The 25,271-nt window shown below is 61.8% G+C and carries 22 protein-coding genes; 12 read left to right on the forward strand and 10 right to left on the reverse strand.

Going from position 1 to position 25,271, the window contains the following annotated elements; genetic code table 11:
* Positions 1–10 precede the first annotated feature (10 nt).
* The 5 genes from leuD to BT179_RS00555 form a co-directional block, all read right to left on the reverse strand.
* A complete protein-coding gene (leuD, locus tag BT179_RS00535) occupies positions 11–619 on the reverse strand; it encodes a 3-isopropylmalate dehydratase small subunit (RefSeq protein WP_072430506.1) in 609 nt (202 codons plus the stop codon).
* A 3-nt stretch (positions 620–622) separates the two neighbouring features.
* The gene (gene leuC / locus BT179_RS00540; RefSeq protein WP_072430505.1) at positions 623–2,044 is read right to left on the reverse strand and encodes a 3-isopropylmalate dehydratase large subunit; all 1,422 of its coding nucleotides are present in this window, start codon (positions 2,042–2,044) and stop codon (positions 623–625) included.
* Between the two features lie 345 nt (positions 2,045–2,389).
* A complete protein-coding gene (locus BT179_RS00545; protein ID WP_072430504.1) occupies positions 2,390–3,229 on the reverse strand; it encodes an oxidoreductase in 840 nt (279 codons plus the stop codon).
* Positions 3,230–3,258: 29 nt separating this feature from the next.
* Positions 3,259–3,567 carry a putative quinol monooxygenase gene (locus BT179_RS00550; RefSeq protein ID WP_053153991.1) on the reverse strand — a complete coding sequence of 103 codons (309 nt, stop codon included), beginning with the start codon at positions 3,565–3,567 and terminating at the stop codon, positions 3,259–3,261.
* 28 nt (positions 3,568–3,595) lie between these two features.
* Positions 3,596–4,360 carry an SDR family NAD(P)-dependent oxidoreductase gene (locus BT179_RS00555; RefSeq protein ID WP_072394685.1) on the reverse strand — a complete coding sequence of 255 codons (765 nt, stop codon included), beginning with the start codon at positions 4,358–4,360 and terminating at the stop codon, positions 3,596–3,598.
* A gap of 234 nt (positions 4,361–4,594) precedes the next feature.
* Here BT179_RS00555 and BT179_RS00560 point away from each other — a divergent pair, with 234 nt between their 5' ends.
* The 3 genes from BT179_RS00560 (at position 4,595) to BT179_RS00570 (ending at position 7,068) form a co-directional block, all read left to right on the forward strand.
* Positions 4,595–5,500, forward strand: a complete 906-nt coding sequence (locus BT179_RS00560) for a LysR family transcriptional regulator (protein ID WP_053153997.1) — start codon at positions 4,595–4,597, stop codon at positions 5,498–5,500.
* Between the two features lie 120 nt (positions 5,501–5,620).
* The gene (locus tag BT179_RS00565; protein ID WP_231991084.1) at positions 5,621–6,046 is read left to right on the forward strand and encodes a nuclear transport factor 2 family protein; all 426 of its coding nucleotides are present in this window, start codon (positions 5,621–5,623) and stop codon (positions 6,044–6,046) included.
* 152 nt (positions 6,047–6,198) lie between these two features.
* Complete coding sequence (locus tag BT179_RS00570) at positions 6,199–7,068, forward strand: helix-turn-helix domain-containing protein (RefSeq protein ID WP_053155345.1); 870 nt, start codon at positions 6,199–6,201, stop codon at positions 7,066–7,068.
* Positions 7,069–7,074: 6 nt separating this feature from the next.
* Here BT179_RS00570 and BT179_RS00575 read toward each other — a convergent pair whose 3' ends face one another.
* From BT179_RS00575 to BT179_RS00585, 3 genes are all read right to left on the reverse strand, one after another.
* Positions 7,075–7,632, reverse strand: a complete 558-nt coding sequence (locus BT179_RS00575; protein ID WP_053154000.1) for a flavin reductase family protein — start codon at positions 7,630–7,632, stop codon at positions 7,075–7,077.
* Positions 7,633–7,773: 141 nt separating this feature from the next.
* Positions 7,774–8,697 carry an NADP-dependent oxidoreductase gene (locus tag BT179_RS00580; protein ID WP_072430503.1) on the reverse strand — a complete coding sequence of 308 codons (924 nt, stop codon included), beginning with the start codon at positions 8,695–8,697 and terminating at the stop codon, positions 7,774–7,776.
* Positions 8,698–8,749: 52 nt separating this feature from the next.
* Positions 8,750–9,193 carry a DoxX family protein gene (locus tag BT179_RS00585; RefSeq protein WP_082339813.1) on the reverse strand — a complete coding sequence of 148 codons (444 nt, stop codon included), beginning with the start codon at positions 9,191–9,193 and terminating at the stop codon, positions 8,750–8,752.
* 348 nt (positions 9,194–9,541) lie between these two features.
* On the opposite strand from BT179_RS00585, the gene BT179_RS00590 reads away from it, so the two are divergent.
* Positions 9,542–10,018: a DoxX family protein gene (locus tag BT179_RS00590; protein WP_072430502.1), complete on the forward strand. Its 477-nt coding sequence runs from the start codon at positions 9,542–9,544 to the stop codon at positions 10,016–10,018.
* A gap of 56 nt (positions 10,019–10,074) precedes the next feature.
* On the opposite strand, the gene BT179_RS00595 is transcribed toward BT179_RS00590, so the two are convergent.
* Entirely contained in the window at positions 10,075–10,980 is a 906-nt protein-coding gene (locus tag BT179_RS00595) for a cation diffusion facilitator family transporter (protein WP_053155351.1), read from the reverse strand.
* A gap of 275 nt (positions 10,981–11,255) precedes the next feature.
* Between BT179_RS00595 and BT179_RS00600 the strand changes: the two genes are divergently transcribed.
* The 7 genes from BT179_RS00600 (at position 11,256) to BT179_RS00630 (ending at position 23,509) form a co-directional block, all read left to right on the forward strand.
* Complete coding sequence (locus BT179_RS00600) at positions 11,256–14,069, forward strand: ATP-binding protein (protein WP_072430501.1); 2,814 nt, start codon at positions 11,256–11,258, stop codon at positions 14,067–14,069.
* Positions 14,066–15,253: a response regulator cyclic di-GMP phosphodiesterase PvrR gene (locus BT179_RS00605; protein ID WP_053154008.1), complete on the forward strand. Its 1,188-nt coding sequence runs from the start codon at positions 14,066–14,068 to the stop codon at positions 15,251–15,253. The genes BT179_RS00600 and BT179_RS00605 overlap by 4 nt, the downstream gene beginning before the upstream one ends.
* 78 nt (positions 15,254–15,331) lie before the next feature.
* Positions 15,332–18,547, forward strand: coding sequence for a hybrid sensor histidine kinase/response regulator (locus tag BT179_RS00610; RefSeq protein WP_072430500.1), 3,216 nt, complete (start codon positions 15,332–15,334; stop codon positions 18,545–18,547).
* Between the two features lie 35 nt (positions 18,548–18,582).
* Positions 18,583–19,230, forward strand: coding sequence for a response regulator (locus tag BT179_RS00615; protein ID WP_053154013.1), 648 nt, complete (start codon positions 18,583–18,585; stop codon positions 19,228–19,230).
* A gap of 239 nt (positions 19,231–19,469) precedes the next feature.
* Entirely contained in the window at positions 19,470–20,060 is a 591-nt protein-coding gene (locus tag BT179_RS00620) for a fimbrial protein (protein ID WP_053154017.1), read from the forward strand.
* A 69-nt stretch (positions 20,061–20,129) separates the two neighbouring features.
* Positions 20,130–20,867, forward strand: coding sequence for a fimbrial biogenesis chaperone (locus BT179_RS00625; RefSeq protein WP_053154020.1), 738 nt, complete (start codon positions 20,130–20,132; stop codon positions 20,865–20,867).
* A gap of 176 nt (positions 20,868–21,043) precedes the next feature.
* Positions 21,044–23,509 (forward strand): fimbria/pilus outer membrane usher protein, encoded by a 2,466-nt coding sequence (locus BT179_RS00630; RefSeq protein ID WP_082339815.1) that lies wholly within the window; start codon positions 21,044–21,046, stop codon positions 23,507–23,509.
* A gap of 9 nt (positions 23,510–23,518) precedes the next feature.
* On the opposite strand, the gene BT179_RS00635 is transcribed toward BT179_RS00630, so the two are convergent.
* Positions 23,519–23,887, reverse strand: coding sequence for a hypothetical protein (locus BT179_RS00635; RefSeq protein WP_053154022.1), 369 nt, complete (start codon positions 23,885–23,887; stop codon positions 23,519–23,521).
* Between the two features lie 290 nt (positions 23,888–24,177).
* Between BT179_RS00635 and BT179_RS00640 the strand changes: the two genes are divergently transcribed.
* Positions 24,178–25,164: a fimbrial protein gene (locus tag BT179_RS00640; RefSeq protein WP_082339816.1), complete on the forward strand. Its 987-nt coding sequence runs from the start codon at positions 24,178–24,180 to the stop codon at positions 25,162–25,164.
* The last annotated feature ends 107 nt before the right edge of the window (positions 25,165–25,271 follow it).

Raw genomic sequence — 25,271 nt, forward strand, 5'->3', positions numbered from 1 at the left:
GTGAAAAGACTCAGCCCAGCCAGGGATGGGCGGCGTGATACCGCGCTTCGAAATCCCGGATCTGCACCGCTCGCCGCAAGGTACTGCCGATGGCATCCAGGCCCAGCAGCAAGGCCTGTTTGCGCAGTTCGTCGATGGCGAAGCCGATACTCGACCCGTCGCTCAATCGAATCTGCTGGTTGGGCAAGTCGACGGTAAGCGTGGCGCTCGCCCCGTCGCTCACGACCCGCCCCAGCGCCTGCAACTGCGTTTGGCAGAGCTGTATCACGAGCACGCCATTGCGCAGGCAGTTGTCGTGGAAGATACGCGCGAAGCTCGTACCGATCAGGGCACGGATCCCCAGTTGCCTGAGCCCCCATACCGCATGCTCACGACTTGAACCACACCCGAAGTTGGGCCCGGTCACCAGGAAACGGGCACCGCTCCAGGCAGGCTGGTTGAGGACGAAGTCTGGATTGGGCTCGCCGGATTCCAGGAAACGCAGGTCGAAGAACACGCCTTTATCCAGTCCATTGCGGTCGATGCCCTTGAGGAACTGCTTGGGCATGATCACGTCGGTATCGACGTTAGAGGCAAGGATGGGGGCGGCCTTTCCGGTCACGCTGTCAAAGGGTTGCATGGTTCAGGCCTCCTCGGTCAACAGGCGTACGTCCGTCAGGCGGCCCCGGATAGCCGCGGCGGCGACCATCGCAGGACTCATGAGGTGAGTGCGAGCACCCGCTCCCTGGCGCCCCTCGAAATTGCGATTGGTACTGGATGCGCAGCGATCCCCCGGAGCGAGGACGTCATCGTTCATCGCAAGGCACATGGAGCACCCGGACTGACGCCACTCGAAACCGGCATCGAGGAAGACCCTGGCCAACCCTTCCCGCTCCGCCTGGGCACGCACCTGCGTCGAGCCGGGAACGATCATCGCTCGTACCGTCGCAGCAACTTTCCGGCCTTTCACCACGCGAGCGACGTCGCGCAAGTCTTCAATGCGCGCATTGGTGCACGAGCCGATGAACGCATGGCTGATCGTCACGTCACTCAACGCCATGCCCGGCTCCAGGCCCATGTAGGCCAGGGCGCGCTGCATGCCCTGGCGCAGGATCGGATCGGCGACGGCCTTGGGGTCTGGCACGGTCCCACCCACGGGCAACGCCTGGTCCGGACTGGTTCCCCAGGTCACCATCGGCTCCAGGGCGCTGACGTCCAACCGGACTTCACTGTCGAACACCGCGCCTTCATCGGTGAACAGTTCGCGCCACTTCTCTAGAGCGGCATCCCACAGCTCGCCCTGAGGGACACGTGGCCTGCCCTTGAGATAGGCATGGACCTTCTCGTCGGGCGCCATGAATGCGCCCCTTGCCCCGGCCTCTACGGCCATGTTGCAGATGGTCATCCGCGCTTCCACGCTCAAGGCATCGATGACAGGGCCGGCGAACTCGATGGCGTAACCGGTGGCTCCCGCCGCACCGACTTTCTCGATCAGGGCCATGATGACGTCCTTCGCGGTAACGCCCGCCCCCAACCGCCCGGTGACCGTGACACGCAGGGTCTTGAGCCGCTTGTAGACCAGCGTCTGCGTCGCCAGAAGGTGTTCGATCTCGGAAGTGCCGATACCGAAGCCGAAGGCCCCCAGGGCCCCGTAGGTGGTGGTATGGCTGTCGCCAGCGGCCACCACCATCCCCGGCAGGATGAAGCCCTGTTCCGGCGCCACCACATGCTCGATGCCCTGGCGTTTATCCAGCACGTCGAACAGCTCGATGCCGAAGTCGCGGCAGTTCTTTTCGAAATAGGAGACCTGCAAGGCACCGCCCGAATCGGGCATGGTGGCGATACGATCGGGGGCGGTCGGGTTGACATGGTCGACCACCGCCAGCGTCGCACCCGGACGCCACACACTGCGCCCGGCGTCACGAAGCCCGCTGAAGGCTTGCGGGCTTGTGTATTCGTTGGCCACCTGCCGGTCGACGTAGAGCAAGACATGCCCCTCATCGTCCAGGGTACAGACGGTATGGCTGTCGATATGTTTCTGATAAAGCGTGCGAGGGCCGGTCATGGTGGTGGGCTCTTTTGTCATGCGGGTTCGGAGTTGATCCCCAGCATAGGCCCAATGAAATCCCCATCAATGGCCTCGCAGTAATGGTGCGGAACACGATTCGTGAATAATGGGCCGCGTCGATCTCGGAGCCGGCATGCCCACTCAGCCTGTTCTACTGGAGCGGTAACGGATTGGCCCATCGATGACAGCCCCCAGGAGCAAGGGTCCTTGGAGCGGCCACTGTCGTGGCCTGAGGCTTTTCTGTTGAATAGCCCCATGCTTAGCCCCGTCCATCCCTGGCGGGGCTTGAGCAACACATACTCGCTTTGGGTAGATTGCACCCGTGCACATTGCGGGCCGTATTCAAGCTTCAGGCAAAGGAAAGTCAGCCCCACGGGAAACGCGTTCCCAAGTGCGAAGCTCGGTCTGCATGGCCGAGAGTTTACCCATTGCGACATCAACGGCCCGGTTCCCCAGCAACAGACGCTGGGGGGGCTGCGCCGCGGTGACCGCCGAGTAGATCGCCGCAGCCGCGCGGGCCGGGTCGCCTTCCTGCCGGCCTATGGAAGCGTCATAGGCGCGACGCGCCTGCCCGGCGGTGGCATCGTAATCGGCGATGGACTCGCTGACCTGGGTGGCCGAACCGGCCCATTCGGTGCGAAACGCACTGGGCTCGACCGTCATGACACCGATACCCAACGGCTCGACCTCGGCACGCAAGGTTTCCGACAACCCCTCCAGTGCGAACTTGCTCGCGCAGTAATAACCCACTGCTGGAAAGCCGGCCAGGCCCCCGATGGAGGTCAGGTTTACAATCATGCCTCGGCCTCGCTGGCGCATGCCGGGAAGTACGGCGTGGATCATGTTGGCGGAGCCAAAGAAATTGACCTCGAACAGCCGCCGCGCCGACTGCGGGTCAGTCTCCTCGACGGCGGCGAAATAGCCGATGCCGGCGTTGTTGACCAGCACATCCACCGATCCGAACAGGCGCTCGGCTTGCGCCACGACGGCCTTGGCCTGCTCGGCATCGGTGACATCCAGCGGCAGTATCAGGGCCTCGCCAAGGTCGGCAAGATCCCGTACCTGCTCGGCGTTGCGAGCGGTGACGATCACACGCTCGCCGCGTTCCAGCAGATGAGTTGCGATGAATCGGCCGAAACCGGTGGAACAACCGGTCACCAGCCACGAGTGCTGCTTGCTCATGGTCCGTATCTCCTGTGAATGGTCGGGTTTCAGGATCCAGCCGGATCGGGCTGCTGCCCGAAGGCGCGGATCTCGGGGGCCTCGCTGCAGAGCGAGTCGAGCTCTTTCATGAAGGCCTTCACATAGGGCGTCTGCATATGGCCGTCGAAGTCGGCGGGCGAGCGCCAGTCTTCGTAGACGAACCAGCGCTCGGCGGAATCGGCGGCCCGGTAAATCTCGTAACGAACGCAGCCAGGTTCCTGCCGGGTGGGGCCGACCAACGCCAGGAGGCGTTGGCCCAGCACCTCGCCCTGCCCAGGCCGAGCGTTGAAGAAAGCCACATTGGTCAACATGCTCATGATGTTCTCCTGTATGACAGTGGATCGATCAACCCGCGGTGACGGTCATGCCGCCGTCGGCCATGACCACCGAACCGACGATGAAACTTGCGCGGTCCGAGGCGAGAAAAGCGACGACTTCAGCGATTTCCTCTGGCTGCGCGGCACGACCGATGGGCGCGGCCTCGCCATGCTGGGCCAGGAAACCCGGGCCGTCTTCGACCACGTCGTTGAGGATGTTGGTCACCACGTCGCCGACGCCCACCGCGTTGACACGAATGCCATGCTCGATCGCTTCCAGGGCCAGGGTGCGGGTCAGCTGGGCCAAGGCACCTTTCGAGGCGGTATAGGCGGCAATGGTCGGGAAGGCGAAATAGGAGGCATAGGACGCGATGTTGACGATGGCGCCGGCCTTGTTGGGCATCATTGCCTTGACCGCTTCGCGGCAATGCAGGAAGGCCGCAGTGGCGTTGACCGCCTGGATGCGCTCCCAGTCTTCACGGGTCATGTCGATGACCAGTTTGTTGATGATGATCCCGGCGTTATTGACCAGGATGTCCAGCCGGCCGAACTGCTCGACGGCCAGCCCGACCGCGCGCTCGGCCGCGCCATCTTCGGTGATGTCGGCCACCAGCGGCACCAGTCCGGGACGGGCCAGCGCCTCGACGGCGGGGTTTCGGTCCTCGGCGACGACCTTGGCGCCACGGGCATGCAGCAGTAACGCGATAGCCTTGCCGATGCCGCTGGCGGCACCGGTGACCAGCGCGACCTTGCCTTCGACTTCGTTGGGAAAATGCTGCTTGATATCGCTCATGATTGCTCTCCCGCGTTGCGAGCCGAGGAGACATTCATCGGCTCGGCGCCTGTGAGGCGCTGTCGTTATCGACGGCTTCACTGTCTCGCAACGGGCCGATCCAGGCTTTTGCAGGCTTGCCGAGGCTGTCGGGATCTTGCGCCGAGGTGAACGACGCAGCCTCGCGGCCATCGATCGCAGTGGCTTGTCGGAAAAATCCGGATAACATTCAAGAAAACGTTCGAGCGATTAGAAATGATTTCAGACCCAGGCACGCCAACCCTCGACCAGCTTCGGGTATTCCTGACCGTGGTGGACGTCGGCAGCTTCGCCGGTGCCGCCCGCAAGCTGCATCGGGCCACGTCGGTGGTGAGCTACTCCATCGCCAACCTGGAAATGCAGCTCGGCGTAAGCCTGTTCGACCGCAAGACCACCCGCAAACCCCAGTTGACCGATGCCGGGCGCACGGTACTGGCCGAGGCGCGCACCATCTACAACGGTATCGACGGCCTGCGGGCCAAGGTGCGTGGATTGCTCCATGGGCTGGAAGCCGAGGTGCATCTGGTCCTTGATGTGATGCTGCCCAGCGAGCGCGTGGTGGACGCGCTCAAGGCGTTTCGCGAGCGCTTCCCGACCGTGTCGCTGCACTTGCACGTCGAGGCCTTGGGCGCGGTGACGCAACGGGTGCTGGACCGCACGGCCACGTTGGGCGTGAGCGGCCCCTTGACCCATAACCTCGACGGCATCGAACGCATCGGCGTGGGCAAGGTGGCTTTGATTCCGGTCGCCGCTCCCGACCATCCCTTGGCCCAATCGGCCCCCCATGCGCCGGGTGCCGGGCGCGCCCATGTGCAATTGGTCCTCACCGACCGCTCCAGCCTGACCAAGGACCAGGAGTTCGCGGTCATTGGCACCCGCACCTGGCGACTGGCCGACCTGGGGGCCAAGCACACGCTGCTGCGCGAAGGCATCGGCTGGGGCAACATGCCCATCGACAGGGTGAGCGACGACCTGGCCAGCGGCCGGCTGGTGCACCTCGACCTGCCCGACTGCCAAGGCGGCGATTATGGCTTTGACGTCGTCTACCGCACCGACATGCCCCCGGGCCCCGCGGCCAGCTGGCTGATCGAGCGCTTCAAGGCACAGGCGACCGATCTCTGATCGTTCGAGAAAATCGAACCTGAACGTCGAAAGCAACTGGCTTTTCATGACGGTGGTGCCGTGAGACAAATGCTCCAGGCCTGCCGTCCGGCACGCCCCGCCTTCGCCTTGAGACGAGTGATGACCATGATGACTGCCGAGCGGCTGCTGCACCTGCATTTCGAGTTGTTTGTGGATGACCATGAGCGCTGGAAGAACCTGATCGCCGATGACCTGGTATGGGAGCTGCCGTTTGCCCCTGCCCTCGGCCATCCGGCGCGGCTCGAGGGGCGCGATCAGGTATTGGGCCATGTCGGCTGGTTCGTCGGCGCGGTGCAGGACTTTCTCTTTTACGACCTTCGTATCCAACCGAGTACGAACCCTCTGGAGGCCGTCGCGCAAGTCAAGGCCAAGGGAACGATCAAGCCCACCGGACGCCTTTATGAACAGGATTACGTGCTGTTCGTACGGGTGGAAAACGGCAAGCTGGCGTTCATCCGCGAATACTTCGACCCTGTACGGGCCGCCCTCGCCCTCGACGCCCCCATACCGGCCCTGGCGAACTGAGTCGACGGACACTCTTGCTCCGGCAGGCCATTGCTGCGTTACCCTATCGGTGCCGCCCTTGTCCGAGAGTGTCGCCCATGGAGCCTTTTGTGCACCCGCCTGAAGATACCGACCTGGCCGCCAGCGATGCCCAGCGCATCATGGCCGAGTCCATGCCGCAACATTTGCCGGGAACGGCGCAGGCACTGCCATCGCACCCGGCCATGCAGGATGTGGTGGTGCAGCTGTTCAGCCATCACAGCATCGTCGAGCCGATACTGGTGCCCGCCGTTGTGGAGCCGCTGCTGGTGTGGGTACTGGCGGGGCGGGCCAGGGTCGAGGAGCGCGCGCTCGGCGGCGCGTGGGAAGCCGCCCTCGTGGAGGCCGGCGACTTCTTCCTCACCAATACCCGCGATCCCTACGAAATGCGCTGGCAGACAGTGGAATGCGACACCTTCGAAGTGATGCACCTGTACCTGGGCCTGTCGCTGATCGATCAGGCTGCCCGCGATGTCCTGGGGGACCATCCCGATCCGGTGAGTTTCCTGGACATCTCCGGGGCCCGGGATGAGCGGGTGGACTTCATCCTCGATCAGTTGCGCATCGAACTCACCGAGCAACGCCAGCCCAGCCCGTTGTTCGTCCACAGTCTGGCCCAGGCCCTGGCCGTGCACCTGATCCGTCGATACCGCGATCCGCACGGCGACAACCGACGCAGCGGCGCCTTGCAAGCTTACAAGTTGCGTCGCGTCCTGGCGGTCATGAACGAGGGCCTGGCCGAAGACTTCAACCTCGCGCAACTGGCCCGGATCGCCGAATTGAGCGAGTACCACTTCAGCCGGGTCTTCAAGCGCGCGACGGGACTGTCGCCCTCGCAGTACTTCATCCGCCTGCGGATGAGTCGGGCCCGGCAACTGCTGCTCGAAACCGATCGCAGCATCATCGATATCGGGCTGGAGGTGGGCTATTGCAGCCCGAGCCATTTCTCCCAGGTCTTCCGGCGCGAGGTGGGGGTCACGCCCAGCACTTACCGCCAGGCATGAGCGGCCCTACAGGTTCTGCGGCTTGAAGCGCTCGCTCAGGTCGAGCATCGGGCCCGCTACGCGAAAACGACCCTGCCCATAGTAATGCAAGGTGGCCGGCTCGCTCACCGTGGCAGCGACGTGCCCCTTCACCACTTCCCAGATGAACAGACCGTACTCGTCGATCTGGCGATCATCGGCCAGGCGACATTCGAAACTGGCATAACATTCCTGGATCAACGGCGCCTGTACATGGTGGGCCGGCGCCGCGGTCAGCCCGTACGCCTCGAACTTGTCCAGCGAATGCCCCGAGCTGTTGCCCACCGCGACGACCGCATCGACCATGTCCGCGGTGGGCACGTTGATCACGCATTCGCGGCTGCGGCGGATCAGTTCGTAACTGTGGTTGCCGGCCCAGATGTAACAGCCGAAAAGCGCGGGACTGAATTGCATCATCATGTGCCAACCCATGGTCATGATGTTGGTTTCGCCCCGCCAGCCGGATGTGACCAGCACGATGGGGCCGGTCTCGAGATGACGACGGGTCTCGACCACGGGAAAGTCGGTCTTTTCATAACGCTGCATGGCAATGTCCTCCGATGGAAACCGGAGGCCAGCTTCTCGCACTTGCGAGCGGCGGTCTGTCGGAAGACTGTCGAGGGTGTCGGGAAATTGCGCATGAAAAAACCGGGCGTCTGCCCGGTTCGATTCATTGCCGCCACGGACCTATCGACTGGCGTCGAGTACCAGCTTGCCACGTATGTGCCGCTCCTTGCTCTGGCGCAGCGCGTCCTCGGCCTGGGACAAGGGCAGCACCTGGACCTCGATCACCAGCTCACCGGATTCGAACAACGAGGCAATGTGCTGGAGCTGCGCACCGTCGGAGCGTGTGGCGAAATGCTTGCCGCAGGCCCCGGCGGCTTCGGCCAGGCTGGCGTCGGGCGGGCTCACCGGGGAGACCAATACACCGCCGGGCTTGAGCACCGACCAGGAACGCACCTGGGTATCGCCACCGACCAGATCCAGCACCACATCGACCCGGTCGACGACAGACTCGAACGGAGCCTGGTTGTAATCGATCACCTGCGCGGCACCCAGTGCTTGCAAGTAGTCATGGTTGTACGCCGAGGCGGTGGCGATAACGGTGGCGCCGGCCATACGCGCCATCTGCACCGCCATGCTGCCGACACCGCCCGCCGCGCCGTGGATCAGCACGCGCTGGCCGGCCTTGATCCGTGCATGCTCATGGAGGGCCTGCCAGGCAGTCAACGCGACCGCCGGAACACCACTGGCTTGCAACGCCGTCAGGCGATTGGGCCGATGCGCAAGACGCTCCGCGCTGGCGACCACCTCGGTGGCATACCCGCCAACGATATTGATGAAACCGAACACCTCGTCGCCGACAGCCAGGCCACTGACGTTTTCCCCTACCGCCACGACGCGACCGGCCACCTCGACGCCTGGCGTATAGGGCAACTGCAGTGGAATGAACGCCTTCATGGCACCGGAAAGGACCTTCCAATCGACCGGGTTCACGCCGCTGCCGGCCACTTCGATCAACACCTCACCCTGGCCTGGAACCGGCGAGGCCAACTCCTCGAACGACAAACCTTCAACCGGGCCGTACTGTGCTACGCGAATCGCTTTCATCTCTCACCTCGTAAAAAAGGAAATGGCGAGCCGGCGGCAGGCCGGCCCAGGGTCAGGCGCGGCGCGCATCCAGGCTGAAGCGGCCGGCGCCAAAGGCAACTACCTGCAACAGGCCACCGGCCATGGCGATGTTCTTGAAGAAGTGGATGAACTGATTCTGGTCGCCAAGCTGGTTATGGAACGCCAGCGCGGTGGCGACGCTGAACAGGGCCAGGCCGGCCGCGACCAGGCGTGTGCGGTAGCCCAGGATCAGGGCAACACCGCCGACCACTTCCACCAGGATGGCGATTGCCAGGGCCAGGCTCGGGAACGGTAGGCCGACCGATTCGATATAAGCGACCATGCCCGCCGATGCGCCGATCTTGGAGACGCCGGAGAGCAGGAAGATGGCGCTCAGCAAGATGCGCCCGGCGAATGCAGCGGATGAAGACAACGAGGCGGCAGGGCCGAAAGCGGTGTTGGTGACGGTGCTGGACGATACGTTGGGGTGAGTCATGGTGGTTTCCTCTTGAAGGGCTCACCACCTTGGTGAGCCGCAATGAGGTGAATTCTGCGCGCAACTCACTTACCTAAAAAGCCAGCTAATTTCGATCAAATCGTTCTATTAAATAGAAAAGCCGAGCGTCGGTTGAAGTATTGGAAAATACCCATGAACCGGTTGCCCTTGCGGTTCGTTTCCAGTCGGAGCCGATTGTTCGTCGCCATTGAATTCACCTGGCAACTTCACACGGTTTATCTCCTGCTCCCAAACCAGAACAATGCCCTCCATCCCCACCAGGCACGCCGCCCCGTCCAGAGCGGAGCCTGTGACTCATCAGCCCCGCAACTGCGCAAGGGACTCCCCATGACCATAGAGAATTCGTCGACGTTGCGCTCCGCCCTGGCCGCCGTGAACCTGCGGGCCGACCGCTTCGAACCTTATCTGTACGCCCTGCTGCGCACGGTATTCGCCATCGTCCTGTTCACCCACGGAGTGCCGAAGGCGCTGCGCACGTCCCACGGGTCGATGGCCGATCCCATGGCCGGGTCGATCAACCTCATCCAGAACGTCATGGGCCTGCCCTTCGCTGCGCAGCTCGCGTTTCTGGTCATGCTGTTGGAAACCGTTGGCGCCCTGATGCTGGCGGTGGGGCTCGCCACGAGGCTGGTGGCCCTGCTGATCGCAATCCAGATGCTTGCCATCAGCTATGCGCTCGGACCGACCTGGCCCTGGATAGACCGGGGCATCGAGTTTCCGGTATTGATGGGTTTCCTGGCGCTCTACATCGTTGCGCGTGGTGGCGGCGCGCACTCGGTGGACGCACGCCTGGGGGCCGGCTGAGGTGGCGCGAGCGGGCGTCGCGCTCCCCAGTCAGGCATTTCAAGGGCGGTGTGCAATCATGCGATCCACTTGCGATCACCGGTAAAGCAAATGGTCAGCCACCGCGTCGCGTCGGCCTGACCCAACCTGGCAGAGATCTGCTCACGGATCGCGTCCAGTTGCCCTACGGTTTGCAACCGGTAATCCGCCGGGAGCACGATGTGGATCTCGATAAAGCGCGCCCGCCCGTGCTTCTGGACATAGGACACATAGTCCTCGAAGCCGTGTTCCACCGTGGCCGCGTCCATCACCTGGCGCACCGTATCGTCAAGGTGATCCGGTGCGATACCCAATACATCGCGCAAAGCCGGGCGCAGGATCTTGAAGGCCGGTGCCAGCATGCTCAGCGCCAGCAGGATCAGGATCAACGGGTCGACATACATCGCCCACTGCCCGTAACCCTGGGACTTGAGCAACAGAGCGACCAGGAAACTGACCAGCAGGCCCACCGAAAGCATCGCGTCGACCAGCCAACTGATGTTGTCGAACTGGATGAGCGATGACTTGAGCGTTCGATTGCGGTAGCGAACGTAGAAGAAATAGCCGAACTCGACGACGGTGAACACCGCGGCATAGATGATCACCATGCCCAGCTCGATTTCACGGCCACCGTTGATGATGCCGGACACGCCATTGAGGAAGGCATAGATGGCGATCAGCAGCAGGAAACTGCCTTCGATCAGCAGGACCATGGGCTCCAGATGCCAGAATCCGAACTGGAAGCGGTGGTTGCTTTCCTTGGCGATCAACCTGGCCGTGATCAGCATCAGTACCTTGATGAAGGTAGCGACCAACGAGAAAAAACCATCGAACAGGATGGATTGGGCACCCGTTATGAAACCGGTGCAGATCCCGGCAATCGCCACGGCGAACATCAGGAAAGTGGATTGTTTGAGCAGCGACTGCTCACCTCGGTTACTCACGTAGCTTACCTCTGACAACATTCGAATCGATGCACAGCACGATCGATTTCCGGGCGACAGTCTACTTCATCGCCCTGGCAAGGAGCCTTTGAAGACGCCCACCTTCGGCATTTTAAGAATCGTCCTATGCCGGGCCGACACTCGAATCGAGGGCCGGAGGGCATGGCCGTCGCACGTGTCAGGCCCGCCAGCGCGTGCCCCATGCCAGGCTCCCGAGGCCACGCTTTCGGAATCGTCTGATACCCGTGCGGCTCGCGCCTCGCTAGGTTGGCTGGATGAAATTGAAGAACTACCTTCACCAGATCAACCCCCTCCTCTCCACTCCCAATGCCGCCCGACGCCTGCTGCGCATCTTTGGCGTGGTGCTGCTCGTGGGCATACTCAGTGGTGTCTACAGTTTTCTGCTGCTGACGTTCAATGCCGAGGTATCGCGCAGGCGCAGCCACATGAGCAGCGCCATCGCCGAGGCCCATACGTTCTTCACGACCCGTGGGGCATTGCTGGAGAGCCTGAGCCTGTCGGCCATCCGCAAGCCCGAGGGGGTGAAGCCACAGGTGTCGCCCGAGGAGATCCACCTGCTGCTGGGCAACGCACAAGGCAAGCAATGGAGCATCTGGTTGACCGAGCGGGTCAGGGACTACCTGACCAGCAGACAAGTGAACCTGCTCTATGTCAGCAGCGGCAACGATGTGCGAGTGAAGCGGCTTTACACGGCGACCCCTGCCGTGGGCGATTTTCCCTCGGCGATGCTGGACCGCTTGCAAGCGTTGAAAGGTGACAACAGGGCCTCGGTCAATGAGCTCTGGCTGACCAATCAGTCGAGCAGTCATTCGCAGCTGTACATGTTCATTCGTCTCGATCGGCGCGACCTCGACTCCGGCTGGCTGGGGCTGGAAATGGACGGTCGCGAGGTGTCCCACGCCCTGGACGACAGGAGCGCCGGGCAATTCATGATGTTCAATCCCGACGGCATGCTGGTATTCAGCAACAGCCAGCCGGCGCAACTCAGCCAGAACCTGTTGCAGGTGCAACGGCAGAATTTCTTCGGCTTCGTCGGCGATGCCTGGCTACCCGACCACCTGGTCATGCGCAAGCAGCTCAAGTCCTCCGACTGGCAGCTGGTGTACTCCATCGACTTGCGAGACGTCCTCCTGGCGCTATGGCCCCGCCTCGTGGGTGCCCTGCTGTTCTGCCTGTTCAGCATCAGCCTGGTGTGGATACTGATTCGCCGCCTCGAACATCGCTTCATCGCGCCGACCATCAGCCGCATCCAGGCCCTGGTGGAAAGCGAGCTGTTCAGCAGCGATGTGATCCAGACGGCCCCTGTGGCCCTGTGCGTGCTGCGCCGCGCCAATGGCCAGGTGGTCCTGGAGAACACCCTGTCGCAGCAGTGGCTGGGGCAAAGCGGCGAACGCGAGCGCCTGAGCCCTCGATGGATCTACCGGGCCTTCGACGCCATGGACCCGCAGGTCACCGACTACTTCGAGGCGGCCGACGGACGCCACCTGTACCTGAGTTGCGCCCCCACCCGCTACAAGGGCGAAGACGTGCTGCTTTGCGCGTTCAGCGATATCAGCACCCGCACGCAGATCGAAGAAGCCCTGGAGCAGGCACGACAGCTGGCCGACGCCGCCAATGAAGCCAAGACCCTGTTCCTGGCGACGATGAGCCATGAGATCCGCACCCCGTTGTACGGCGTGCTCGGGACACTGGAATTGCTGGCGCGAACCGAACTGGATGCCCAGCAGACCGACTACCTTCGCACCATCGAGAGCTCTTCGGCGACATTGCTGCAATTGATCTGCGATGTCCTGGACGTCTCCAAGATCGAGGCAGGGCAACTGGCCCTGGAGCTCACCGAGTTCAGCGTGCTGGACCTGATTCACGAGGCGACCCAGGGCTATGCGGCCGCAGCCCATGGCAAAGGGCTGGACTTGTATGCCGTCATCGATCCGAAGGTACCTGAGCGGGTCATCGGCGACGTCTCCAGAATCCGTCAGATCCTCTACAACCTGTTGAACAATGCAGTCAAATTCACCGATGCAGGCCGAATCGTACTGCGAGTCAAGCTGGCTGGGCGGGACGGTGAGCGGGTCAGCCTGTTCTGGCAGGTTTCCGACACGGGCAAGGGAATAACCCAGGAAGACCAGTCGCGCATTTTCGAACCCTTCTACCAGACCCGCGGCCACACCAACGTGATCGCCGGTACCGGGTTGGGCCTGCCCATCTGCCAGCGTCTCACGCATCTGATGAATGGCAGTATCCGCCTGGTCAGCGAGCCCGGGCTGGGCAGCAGTTTTTCCCTGACCCTCTCGCTCGAACAGCCCATGGCGCCCGCGCCGGCGAGCAGCGTCCCGCCTCTGCTGCCGAAAGTGGTCTTCGTGGTTTCCCCCATCCGTGAACTGGCCGAGACCATGAGTGGCTGGTTGCGTCGCTGGGGCGCACGTGCGCAACTCGATCGCCCTGCCCCGGGCGCTCCGACCCAGGGAGCCGTGCTGCTCGAGCTGCACCCGGGTTCCTTCGAACAACGCCTGGCCCCGCAATGGACCGGGTCGCTGGTGATGGCGACCGGCGACGGCTATAACGACCCCCAGCAGGCTGCCGACGGCTGGGTGGTGAACATCAATCACCTGAACGCGATCCACCAGGCCGTCAGCCGCGCCCAGGGCCTGTGCGCCATCGAACCGGCGCATGACATCTGGCCGCGGCACCTGAAAAAACTGCATCTGCATATCCTGGTGGTGGAAGACAACGTCATCAACCAGTTGATCCTGCATGACCAATTGCAGGAACTGGGTTGCACGGCGGAACTGGCCGGAAACGGTGAAGAAGCGTTGGCGATGTGGCGCCGGGGTCGGTTCGATGTCGTGCTGAGCGACGTCAACATGCCCCGCATAAACGGCTATGAACTGGCTCGCGAGCTACGCCGCCTTGGCTGCGAAGTACCGATCATCGGCGCTACCGCCAATGCCATGCGCGGCGAAGAAGCACTTTGCCTGGCCGCAGGCATGAACCACTGCCTGGTCAAGCCTTTCACCCTGCAGGCCCTGCATAACCAACTGGCGCCCTACGAAAGAACCCCCTCATGAAACCCATCAGCGTACTGGTCGTCGAAGACCACCCATTCCAGCAGGTGTATCTGCAGAACCTCTTCAGCGAGCTGGGGGATTTCGACCTGCAATTCGCCCAGGAAGGCAGCGCGGCGCTGGATTGCCTGAAAAAGCGTGATTTCGATCTGGTCCTGACCGATCTGTTGATGCCCGGCATGGACGGCATCCAGTTCATCCAGGGACTGGCCGCCTCCGGCGCCCGGCCCGCGCTGGCGATCATGAGTGTGGCGTCCAGACGAATGCTCACGAGCGCAAGCCTGGCCGCCCGTAACCTGGGCGTCAAAGTCATAGGGCTGATATCCAAGCCGGTCAAGCTCGCCGCATTGCGCAATCTCACCGATCAACTGGGCGGCCTGCGCCAGGCTGACCTGCCCCTTCCCGGCCCGCAGATCGACCACCTGGCCATCAGCAATGCACTGGAGAGCGGCGAGTTGCGCGCCTGGTTCCAACCCAAGAAGTCCCTGGCCAACGGGCGGATCGTGGCCGCCGAAGCGTTGGTGCGCTGGGTTCATCCCGAGCATGGGCTTCTGCTGCCCGGGGTTTTCCTGCCGGCACTCAAGGCGTTCGACCTGGAAGAATGCCTGCTCTGGCACATCCTGGAGCAAGCGATCGTCGCTCAGAACCAATGGTGCAGCCAGGGCTATGCCATCCCGGTGTCGATCAACCTGCCCACGCATCTGCTCAACAGCCCGGACCTGGCGGACCGGATCCTCGCGTTCGTCCTCGAGCACCAGGGTGTTCCGGCGATGATCTGCTTCGAGTTGATGGAGTGCTCCATGCCCGAAGACATCAGCAACTTCTACGCCGGTGCATGCCGGTTGCGCATGAAGGGGTTTGGCCTTTCCCAGGACGACTTCGGCCAGGGCTACAGCTCGTATATGAACCTGGTCTCGACACCGTTCACCGAGTTGAAGATCGATCGGGCGCTGGTGCATGGCTGTACCACCAATGAAGAACTGACCCAGGCCCTGACCAGCATCGTCGCGCTCGGCCGCCAGCTGGGCCTGACGGTCGTGGCCGAAGGGGTTGAAACGGCGCAGGAGCTGGCGCTATTGCGTAGAATCAACTGCACCCAGGTGCAGGGTTTCCTGATCTCCCATGCCGTGTCGTCCAGCGAGTTCCAGCAATTGCTGACTCAGGATGGGCCGGCCTTGGTCGACTGACGACTGGAAATCCATTTTCATTTTGTCCAAGGTCGCGCGGTGCGCAACGTTTCCGAGCGTCCTTCAAAGGTTGGCCCAATGACCCATTCCGATGATCTTCTACAGAAACTGACCAGCAGCTCCTTGAAGATGAACAAAGGGCTGATCGTGCTGGGCGGTCTGGCGTCGCTATTGATCGGTCTCAGTGCCTGGGGCTTGAACCGAATGATCGAGGAGCAGCGCGACACCGTTCGGTTTCACTTCGCCAGGCTGATGGAAAACATCGGCGAACAGGACGCCTTCCTCGATGCGATTGCCCGGCAAAGCGCCAAAGGCCTGCCGCTGGATACCGGGCAGTTCCGGATGTTTGTCGAAGAGCCGTTGCCGGATGAAGGCGATGGCATCTACAAAGGCCAGGAACTGTCTTTCTCCCTGCCCTTCAGCGTGAAGATCAACCCGGCCACCATCGAGCCGGGGGAACGCCACCGGGTCTTCGGCCTGGGTGCCCATTTGGCCAGCTACTACAGCGCCTTCTGGTCGGCGTCGTATTACCAGTCGCCGCAGGTGTTCCTGTTCAACATGCCGGACAACTTCGATATCGCCGTGCCCACTGCCGGCCGCCTGCGCGGCGTCGGCCAGATCCAGGGCGGCACCTACCAGCAGGTCATGAACCAGATATTGCAACGGCTGCATGAGGACAACCCTCGGCCTGCGGACAGTCGCGTGCACTGGGTGCGCTACAGCGCCGAAACGGACAACAGCGCCCCGCCGACCGTTCTGGCCTACATCAACATCGACATGCCGGCCACCCAGCTGGGTATCCGGGGTGCCAGCCCCTGGGTGGTGGTGGCTTCGCTGCTGAACCTGAAGCAGCTCAACGAGATCGAGCGCATCATGGAGTGGTCGATCTACGATCGCTTCAGCCTGGTAGCCCCCAACGGTGCCCTGCTGGTAGGCGCCGAAAAGCCTGGGCAAGACCTCAAGGACGGGCTCAACTTTCGTCTCGATGGCCTGGTGTTCAAGATTTCCAGCGACGGGCAACAGCCCTGGACAGCCGTCTATGTGGTCGGCTTCAAGAGCTTCATCGACTATGCCTGGTGGCCCTTGCTGGGCATGTTGACGCTGATGCTCGCGAGCATCGGCGGTGGCTGGGCTTTCAACCGGTGGTACAAGACTCGCGTGGTCTTGCCCGCCCATGAGGCCCACCAGAGCATCGCCGAAAGCGAGGCCTTCAGTCGCGCGATCATCGACAGCGCTCCCACCGGCCTGTGCGTGATACGTCGCAGCGATCACAAGATCCTCCTGCAGAACCAGCGTCTTCAACAGTGGCAGCCAAGTGACAAACTGATCGCCGCACTCGAGCAGAGGCAACTGCTCACCCGTGCAGGCCAGACGGAGCTGCAGATCGACGGTCGCCATCTGCAGGTGGGTTTCGTCGGGGCTCGCTATCACGGGCAGGAGGTCTGGATCTGCGCATTCAACGACGTGACCCGCCACATCGAGGATGCCGCGGCGCTGGAACAGGCACTGCACGCCGCCGATTCCGCCAATGCGGCAAAAACCCGTTTCCTGGCGACCATGAGCCATGAGATTCGCACGCCTTTATACGGCGTACTGGGCACGCTGGAACTCCTGGGCCTGACTGACCTGGGCCCCCGCCAGCAGGAATACCTGCGCACGATCCAGCGCTCGTCGGCCACCTTGTTCCAACTGATCAGCGACGTACTGGATGTATCGAAGATCGAAGCCGGGCAGATGACCATCGAGGCCCAGGACTTCTGCCCGCTGGAACTGACCGAAGAGACCCTGCGGGCCTACAGCGCTTTCGCCCAGGCCAAGGGCTTGCAGCTTTACGCCTGTATCGACCCCGCCGTTCCCGACCAGGTGCGGGGCGATCCGCTGCGGATCCGCCAGATCCTCAACAACCTGGTGAGCAACGCGATCAAGTTCACCGACAACGGACGCGTCGTACTGAGGTTGCGAGTCCTGGACAAGAATGCCGACGTCGCCAGCCTGCTGTGGCAGGTCAGCGACTCCGGCATCGGCATCTCCCAAGCGCAACAGGCCCAGCTGTTCGACCCTTTCTACCAGGTTCGCGATGCGTCCAGCGAAGCGGGCGCCGGCCTGGGCCTGGCGATCTGCCGGTGGTTATGCGAACTGATGGCCGGCGAGCTGAAAGTGGTGAGCGAACCCGGGCTCGGCAGCAGTTTTTCATTGCAACTCAAGCTTGCCTGCGGCCAAGGCCATCTGGGCGACTGCCCGCAATTCGATCCGCACACCCCGCCCGTCTATGTACAGGCACCCACGCCTGAACTGGCGCAGCATGTCTGCAACTGGCTCGAACGACTAGGCCAGGAAACCCGTATCGTCAACCCGGAACAGCCGCCGTGCGCATCATCGCTGTTGCTCGATGTACTGCCCTCGTCCCAGGAGTCCTCCTGGACTGGCCCGCGGATAATCGCCAGGGCCGCCGGTCCTAACCCGCCGGAGTACACCCGCGCCGGTTGGACCGTGGATGCGTACGACATCCGGGCGATGGCATGGGCAATACGTTTCGCCCAGCAGGGCACCGACTCACGGACATTCCCATCGACCATGGAGCCGCCACGACACCTGGACCTGAACATCCTGGTGGCCGAGGACAACCCGATCAACCGGGCGATCATCAAGGAGCAACTGCAGGCGCTGGGCTGCTCGGTAGTCGCCACGGCGAATGGCGAGCAGGCCCTGCATCAATGGTTGCCCGGCTCATTCGACCTGGTGCTGACCGATGTGAACATGCCGGTAATGAACGGCTATGAACTGGCCAAGGCACTGCGCAGGAGCGAGCCGGACCTGCCGATCATCGGCGTGACCGCCAATGCCCTGCGCGACGAGGGAGAGCGCTGCGCTGCGGTCGGCATGAATGCCTGGCTGGTAAAGCCGCTCAACCTGCACATGCTGCGAACACAGCTGTTGAAACACTGCAAGCTCGCCGAGCCGCTCCCCTTCAGCCCGGCACCGCCTGCGGACGACACGGTGCACAATGCCGACCGGCCACAGCTGTCGCCGAAAATGCGGGACCTGTTCCTCAGCACGATGCAGCAGGATATCGACACGCTCAATGCCACGCTCCAAGGCAACGACACCGCCGCGGTAGCCCGGCAACTGCACAGCATGGCCGGGGCATTGGGCGCCGTGCAGGCGGCCGACCTGGCGCAAACCTGCATCGACCTGGAGAACCGGTTGGAGGGCCGGCACATGACACCTGACCTGGCCGGCGACATCGAGGCTATGCTTGGGCGATTGAGAGCGATGCTCGACGCACTGGCATGACGGTATGACTCAATAACGTATTAGGGATAGCCAACATGGCCACACTCAACGTCGTGATCGCGGATGATCACCCCATCGTATTGCTGGGCGTGCGTGAGCTGATAGAACGCGACGACCGCTTCCGGATCGTCGGTGAGGCGGTCTGTTCGAATGGACTGATAGAGCTTCTCAAACACCAGCCGGTCGACCTGGTGATCACGGACTTCAACATGCCGGCCGACTCACCCTACGGTGACGGACTCAAACTGGTGGAGTACCTGCGACGGCACTTCCCGGAGGTGAAAATCCTCCTGCTGACGATGATCTCCAACCCGCTGATCCTGACACGGCTCCATGAACTGGGCGTGGTCGGTGTCATCCAGAAGAACCAGTTACAGGACGACATCCAGCTTGCGCTCACGGCCATCGCCCAGGGACGCCCTTTCAAGAGTGCAAGGCCCCTGGCCCATAGCGTGAGGGAGCAGAACGTCGCGCTGGATGAACGGCTGTCGAGGCTATCGCCCAAGGAGTTCGAGATTCTGCGCCTGTTCGTCTCGGGGCTGAGCGTCACTGCCATCGCAAAAAGCCAGTCCAGGAGCGCGAAGACCGTCAGCACCCAGAAAATCGCCGCCATGCGTAAACTTGAAGTTTCCAGCGACCAGGATCTGCTGACGTATTGCCTGGAGAACAATATCTTCAGTTGAACAACTCTCTTCGCGCCTACTTGTCATTTCTATAACTTTCAACTTTCGCGCGCCCTCCTCCAACATTCATACATTGACGGTCTGTGCATGAGGCGCAGGCCCGTTCATCGCTCTAAACGCTCCGCCCACAACTAGCCCATTGACATCAATCAGAATTGTCTGATGGCCCGTGCCCCGGCAAAAAACTAAATTGGCCCGGCGTTTAGAACGCAACTTATCTCCGACATATGGATATTTAAATGAAGAACATATCGCTGACACTGCTGACACTTTCAATGCTCGCCGCCGCGGGTCAATCGTTTGCAGCTGATCCGGTAACGCCCACCCTGGCCGGCAGTGGCACTATCAATTTCAGCGGCATCATCAACAACGACGCCTGCTCCATCGAAAGTGCCGGCCTGAATAAAACCATCTCGGTGCCCATGGGTGAAGTGTCCATCAAGGACATGGGCACAGCAGCAGCACCCATCGGCAGCGGCAAGCTGAGCGCGGAAAACTTCGACATGAAGATCAACTGCAACGCCGGCACCAAGGTTGCGATGATTTTCGAACCGACCAAAGGCGCGGGCTCGGGCATCGTGACCGGCACCAAGGTCCTCAAGCTGACTGACGGTGTAGGCGCAGCCAAGAACATCGGTATCGCCCTGCTGAACGCCAATGGCGACCAGATCGACCTGAGCTCCCCAACTGCCGCCAGAATCGAAAACACCCTGCAGGACGGCAGCGCGACCCTGAAGTTCTCCGCTGCCTACGTCACCACTGCCGATCCGAAGACCGCCGTGGCCGGTCGCGGCGACGCCACCCTGCCGTTCACCCTGCAATACGAGTAAGGGCCGGACGGGGCTGATACTGCGCGGGACTTCAGGGTCCCGCCTTTTCTCAATTTCAGGCATCCAGTCATGTTCAACCGACACTTCCTATCGTTGTGCGTGGGTTTGCACTGCGCACTGCTCGCAGCACAGGCAAGCGCCGGCATCTCGCTGAGCGCGACCCGCCTGGTGTTCGACGCCGAGCACAAAGAGGTCAGCATCAAGGTACGTAACAATGGTGACGACCTGCTGATTCAATCCTGGATCGACGGCGAGACCGAGAAAGCGCCAGTCCCTTTTGCCGTGACACCGCCGCTGGCAAGGATCATGGCCAAGGAACAGCAACTGCTGCGGATTATCTATGAGGGCACCGGCATGCCAACCGACAAGGAATCGGTGGTATGGCTCAATGTCCAGGAAATCCCCCAGGCCGCCAAGACGCCGAACACGTTGCAACTGGCGGTACGCCAGCGCATCAAGGTGTTCTTCCGCCCTGTCGGCCTTGCGTCAGAAGCGTATCTGGCGCCTGAACAACTGTCGTGGCGACTGGGCGAGCAGCAAGGTCATGCGACATTGACGATAAGCAACCCGAGTCTCTATCACGTTTCATTGTCGGAAGTGGCCGTTCGTTCAGGCTCCAGCACTGAACACCCGGTGGACTCCATGATGATTGCGCCCGGCGAGACCAAAACGCTCCCTCTTAAACAGGCCACACATTCGAACTATTCGAGCGTCAACTTTTCAAGCATCAACGATTACGGTGCGCAAGTTCGCTATGCAGCGACTTTCACCGGTGCATCGGCCGTCAATGGAAAAGCAGTGCAATAACGATCGCCGTACTCACAGCAGTTCCCGACGCTCTCCGATTTCAATAACGAACCTTAACTTCTGTCGTCCGTAGCGATATAGGGCTGGGCATGTCTTTATTCCCACGCAGCAACTCCAACTCCCCGACAAAAACGACGTCGTCCATTAACTTTGGTCTTAACGCGTTATACCTGGCGATGTTGGCAGGCCTGACCCAGCTCGCAGAAGCTGGCGACCCGGCAGTTCAAGAACCCCTTCAAGTCAGCCAGTTCAATACCTCATTCCTGCAAGGCGCAGCGTCCTCCGTGGACCTCGATCTGCTGCTCTCGGCCAACAGCGTTTTGCCAGGAAATTATCGGGTGGACGTCTACAGCAACGACGTGCTGGTCGGCCGTCGCGATATCGATTTTCGGCGCGTTGAGAAAAGCGCAAAAGTGGAAGCCTGCCTGACCCTGGAAACCTTGCAGCAACTGGGGATCAACCTGAGCCGGCCCGAAGTGGCGGACCGCCTCAAAAACGCTGCGCCGGACGCCTGCCATGACCTGCCGGCCTTGATCGACCAGGCGACCGTCAACTACGACCCCAGTCGCCTGCGACTGTCGATCAGCATTCCGCAGATCGCCATGCAACGAGGCATGCGTGGTTATGTCGACCCCGCGCTGTGGGACGCGGGAGTGCCCGTTGGGTTCATCAACTATCAGTTGAGCAGCAATCGCAACAGCACCGACAGCGCCACGACGATTTCCAACAACCTGGGTCTGCGCAACGGCATCAACCTCGGCGGCTGGAGGCTGCGCAACGAATCCAACTTCAACAGCCAGACCGGCCGGCCGAATACGTTCACCAGCAACCGTAGCTATGTGCAACATGACGTCACGGCCCTGAAGGGACAGTTCAGCGCGGGGGACATTTTTTCCGACTCGCAGTTGTTCGACAGCGTCCGCTACCGCGGGCTGATGCTGAGCTCCGACGAGGGCATGCGCGCCGACAGCGAACGTGGCTACGCACCGGTCATCAGAGGCGTTGCGCAAAGCAACGCCACCGTGGAGATTCGCCAGAACGATTACATCCTGTACAGCACCAACGTGCCGCCTGGTCCTTTCGAGATCAGCGATATCTACCCCAGCGGCTCCAACGGTGATCTCCAGGTGACGATCATCGAAGCGGACGGCCGCCGACGTGAAACCATCCAGGCCTTCTCCAGCCTGCCGATCATGGTGCGCCAGGGGCAGGTCAACTACAGCGTCTCGGCGGGCCAGTACAAGAGCAACACCGAAGGCCTGGCATCGCCGCAGATGCTCAGCAGTACCTTGGCCTACGGCCTGAGCAGCAACACGACCGGCATCGTCGGCGTACAGGCAACCGATAATTTCAGGGCCTTGTCCATGGGCCTGGGTCGCAATACGCCCTGGGGGGCCGTGTCGTTCGACCTGACCCATTCGTCCAGCCAGTCCCACGGCCAGACCACACAAGGCAACAGCCTGCGGATGCTGTACGCCAAGACTTTCAGTGGCACCAACACCAACTTCACCCTCGCTGCCTACCGTTACTCGACCGAGGGTTACCGCACGCTGACCGAACATATCGAGGATCAGAGCTACGCCGAACAGCGTCGCGGCAACTCCAAGACCCGCACGGACCTGACCGTGAGCCAGAGCCTGGGCCGCAACCAGCAGTTCGGAAGCCTTTACCTGAACGCTACCGACCAGCGTTACTGGGGACGAGGCGGATCCCAGAGTGTGTCCGCCGGCTACAGCAACAACTGGGGTGACCTGACCTACAACCTCGGCGTGATCCACACCCAGGACGTGGGAAGTTTCGGCCCCTCGAACAACGACACACAGATGAACCTGTCGCTGTCGTTTCCCCTCGGTTCCAAACCACGGGCACCCCGGGCGTATTTCTCGACCACCAGCCAGAAATCCGGCGACAGCACTCAACTGGGGGTGAACGGCTACCTATCGGAAAACAGCGACACCTATTATTCCGTACAGGCAGGCAACAGCAGCACCAGCGGCAATTCGGGATCGGCGAGCATCAGTACCCGACAGCCCTTCGTGGACATCAATGCGGGCTACAGCCAGGGGCGCGGCTACACCTCGCAGAACCTGAACCTCGCCGGTTCGGTGGTAGCCCACGCGGGAGGGATCAACCTCGGGCAGACCCTGGGTGAAACCTTTGCACTGGCCGAGGTGCCAGACGTACCCGGCGGCGTCAAGATCAGCAGTTTCAGCGGAACCAAAACCGGCCGCAACGGCTTTGCGGTCATCCCCAACACCCAACCCTACCGGGTGAACTGGATCAGCCTCGACACTCGTGATCTGGGCGCCGATGTCGAGATCGAGAATGCCACCCAACAAGTCGTGCCTCGACGCGGCGCCGCCGTACTGGTGCGCTACGCCTCGCAAACCGGTCGGCGGGTCCAGTTCGAACTGTTCGATGCCATGCACAAGCATCTGCCGTTCGGCACGGTGCTGGAAGACTCAAGCGGCAAGCAGATCGCGATGGCCGATCCTTCCGGCAAGGCCCTGGCCCTGGTGCAGGACCCGAGCGCCACGCTCACCATCAAATGGGCGGACAAGCAATGCCAGGCGAGTTACTCCCTGCCCGAGCGCGACAAGGCTCTGAACTACGAGCGGGTCAGGCTCGAATGCAGGCCCTGACGGTGCGCCTCATGGCGCCGTCAGCGTCACCAGCCAGGTGCCATCGAGCACGGGCTTTCCGGCCGCGTCCACCAGGGCGTAGCGCTGATTGTAATAAGGCTCGTCCGTGCCGCTGTCCGCGATCAGGCGTGCCGAGACGCCGGGTGTCTGGTTGCCCTGGCCGCCCATGTGTGTGACATCGAGAGTAGCGCCGCGGGCCGCACGCGGGCATTCGACGAGTTCGATCGCGACGCCGGGGTTCATGTCCGTTCGGCACCCTGGCTCGACGATGCTTCCGGTAAAACGGATAACGCCTTCGGTCAACGCCGGTTCGGCCTGGCACGCCCCGTTCAGGGCCACCCACAGCGACACGCCCATCACTACCTCTTTAACGCCCATAGCGACTGCTCCTTGGCTTGAGTTATCAAGATCTATGTCGTCAGCGGCAGAGGGATCTTGAGTGTTGTGAAAGAGCTCGGGACCACCGTCCAAGCGATTCCGGCCCCAGCGCAGGCGTGTCCACCCGATCGGTTCGGTGCTGCGGACTTGGCGTATAGGAATCTTCCGATTCCAAAAGCCGACCACAGATCTTATCGTCGAATTCCAATATCCCTGTCCCAGCCTCCGTCAACCTTCCGACTTCAAATCGATCCCCGCGCAGCGTCGCACCCACCCAGAGCAGGTCTTGAATGACACCAGGAAAAACCATAGTACCCATCGTTTTCCTCGCCTTGACGGGCCAGGGAGCAGAGGCAGCCTGTTCCTTTGTGAAAGGACACGGCCTGACCACCATGCAATTCGATTTTCCGCCGACGATATCGGTGCCCCGGGATGCCCCAAATGGAACGGTCCTTTATGAAACGCCGACAAAAACCTTGCAAGGCGTAAACAGTTCCTACACGTGCCCCTCGGGGTATACCTATGGCATAAAAAACAGCCTTGGGACAACGACACCCGGCAACAACATATTCCCGATAGGCAATACAGGCATCGCCTGGCAGTGGATACGCGTCGAAATCAACAACACCCCGGCACGCGGCTACCCCAACATTGATAACGGCCCCTCCGGCACCTGGGGGTGGAATGGCTCCCAGCACGCGCTACGCCTGATAAAGATCGCCGACACCCAGGGCGAGCTGCTGAAGCTGCCTTCGGGAATATATGGCTATTACTACTTCGACAGCATCACGCCCCTGGCGATGAGCGTGACCAGCAGCACCTCCATCGTTGCCCAATCCTGCGACACGCCAGACGTGACCGTGGACATGGGCAAACACAAGCTCAGTTCATTTGCGGAATATGGTTCGCAATCCGCCCCGGTCAGTTTCAATATAAGGGTCAACAACTGCCCCAAGGGCATCAACAAGATTACCTACACACTCGCCCCGACCCCGAACAGTCCCGCATGGAATGCCAGCCTGGGTATCGTCAACCTCAACAATACGTCCACCGCCAAGGGCCTGGGACTGCAACTGCTTGGCAACGACCAGCAACCATTGGAACTCAACAAAAGCTATGTCCTTGGCGAGTCCCCCGCCGCGGGCGGAACCTTCAGCATCCCCCTGACAGCGCGGTATTTGCGCGTCCTGCCCTCGGGAAGCAGCGGGATACTCGATCCTGGCCTGAGCGCAGGAACCGCGAATGCAGACGTCTGGTTCATCATGAATTACCTGTGACGGACGCCCGCTTTCGATGAGATGCCTGAGCCCCGCTCATCCGTGGCCAGCTGGATTGCCTGCCATGCCAGTTGTCCAAAAACCCTGGCGCATCAATGGTACTGGGC

Origin of the sequence: Pseudomonas sp. NFACC43 (assembly GCF_900119645.1) — a bacterium.
Classification (GTDB): Bacteria; Pseudomonadota; Gammaproteobacteria; order Pseudomonadales; family Pseudomonadaceae; genus Aquipseudomonas.